Origin of the sequence: Nocardia sp. 852002-20019_SCH5090214 (assembly GCF_001665865.1) — a bacterium.
In the GTDB taxonomy this organism is placed as follows: Bacteria; Actinomycetota; Actinomycetes; order Mycobacteriales; family Mycobacteriaceae; genus Nocardia; species Nocardia nova.
This window is the reverse complement of the sequence record NZ_LZMK01000447.1, coordinates 1-1,175: the sequence shown is the minus strand read 5'-3', so window position 1 is coordinate 1,175 and position 1,175 is coordinate 1. Positions and strand designations below refer to the sequence as shown.

General features: G+C 62.9%; 1 protein-coding gene. It reads right to left on the bottom strand.

Features of this window, described 5'->3' with window-relative positions:
- On the bottom strand, positions 1-1,175 hold a 1,175-nt coding region (locus A5780_RS37685), incomplete at both ends, for a condensation domain-containing protein (protein WP_156769777.1).

The window sequence follows — 1,175 nt, the reverse complement described above, 5'->3', positions numbered from 1 at the left end:
TCGAGTACCGCGGTGATGGCGGTGATCGCTTGTGCCGAGCGTTGCATCAGTAGCCCGACCACGCATCCGGGACCCACACCGTGACCGCTGAGCAGATGCGCCAGCCGGTTCGCCGCCTCGTCCAGTTGCCGGTAACTGTATGAACGATCGCCGCAGCTCAATGCTGTTGCGTTGGGGGTGCGGGCGACCTGTTCGGCGAACAGTTCCGGTACCGACTTCATCGATGGTGTGCGCGTACGCAATACGGTACGGTTGCCGATCTCGTCCAGCCGGGTGTGTTCGGTCTCGTCGAGCAGGTCTATCGATGACAGTGGTTGTTCCGGGTTGGTGGTGACGGCGTTCAGTGTTCGTTCCAACCGGTCGACGAGTGTTTCGATGGTGGTGGTGTCGAAGATGTCGGTGCGGAATTCCACCGCTCCGCCGAGTCCGGCGGGGTCGCCGGTATCGGTGAAGCGTTCGCCGAGCGAAAACGCTATGTCCATGCGGGCGCTGTGAGTATCCAACGGAAGCGAGGTGACCTGGAGGTCTTCCAGCGCCAAACCGGCTGCTGGATCGTTGTTTCCGGTGAAGTTCTGCCATGCGAGCAGAACCTGGATCAGCGGGTGATGTGTCAATGATCTGGCCGGATTGAGTCGTTCCACCAGTACCTCGAACGGGACGTGCCGGTGTTCGAACGCTTCCAGGCTGCGGGTGCGGACTTGGGTGAGTAGCTCGTTGAAGGTGGGATCCCCGGTGAGGTCGACTCGGAGGACGAGGGTGTTGACGAAGAAGCCGACCAACTCGTCGAGGGCGGGATCATCACGACCGGCGACGGCAAAGCCGACCGCTACGTCGGGGTCGGCGCTGATCTTCGACAACAGCACTGTCAGGGCGGCCTGGATGACCATGAAGCCGGTCGCGTTGTGTTCGCGCGCTGTTCGGTCGATCTGCTGCTGCAGTCTCGCCGGCCATTCGACTTTCAGGCCGGCGCCGTGGTGGTCGGGGGTCGGTGGGTAGGGTCGGTCGGTGGGGAGCTCGAGGTGTTCGGACATCCCGGCCAGGGCCTGTTCCCAGAACGCCAGCTCGACAGCGATAGCACTGTGCGGGTCCCGCAGTTCACCGAGCCAGGTTCGTTGCCAGAGTGTGTAGTCGATGTATTGCACTGGCAGCGGTGCCCGATGCGGTGCGTGGCCGTG